We start from the raw sequence: 603 nt of genomic DNA, 5'->3' as shown, positions 1-603 counted from the left end.
TCGGGCAAGGCGCGGCCAACCTCAGTGGCGGTATCGTTCGGCGAGCGCCATGAGCGCCTGGGCGAGTTCGGTGAGGTTGGCCGAGGCGGTCTCGACCTGGCGGGTGCCGGCCGCGGTCTGCTGGCTGGCCTGCCGGATGTTCTGGAGCGCGCCCATGACCTGCTCGATGCCGAGCTGCTGCTGGTTGGTCGAGGCCACGATCTGCTGGAAGGTCTGCACGTTCTCCTCCACCCGGGCGGTGATCTCCTCGATGGTCCGCTGCGTCGTGTCCGAGCGGGTCTTGCCGGACGCGGCCCGCTTGACCGCCTCCTCGGTGAGCATCACCGAGGTGTTGATCCCCCGCTGGATCTCCCCCAGAAGCCCGCGCACCTGCCCGGTCGCCGCCTTCGCCTGGTCGGCCAAAAGCTTCATCTCCGAGGCCACCACCGCGAAGCTGCGCCCGCTCTCCCCGGCCGCGGCCGCCTCGATGGCCGCGTTGAGCGCCAGCAGGTGCGTGCGCTCCGAGATGTCGTTGACCGTCTCGATGATGTCCCCGATCGTCTGGGTCTTCTCCGACAGGCCGACGATGTTGCCTGCCACAGCCTCCGCCTGCTCGCGGATCGC

General features: G+C 69.5%; 1 protein-coding gene. It reads right to left on the bottom strand.

The features are described 5' to 3' along the window. Positions 1-21 precede the first annotated feature (21 nt). On the bottom strand, positions 22-603 hold a 582-nt coding region (locus tag MKK69_RS20570; RefSeq protein ID WP_243970945.1), incomplete at its 5' end, for a methyl-accepting chemotaxis protein.

This window comes from Methylobacterium sp. J-026 (assembly GCF_022829585.1).
Taxonomy (GTDB): domain Bacteria; phylum Pseudomonadota; class Alphaproteobacteria; order Rhizobiales; family Beijerinckiaceae; genus Methylobacterium.
The sequence above is the reverse complement of the archived record's forward strand: the minus strand, read 5'-3'. Positions and strand labels throughout refer to the sequence as shown.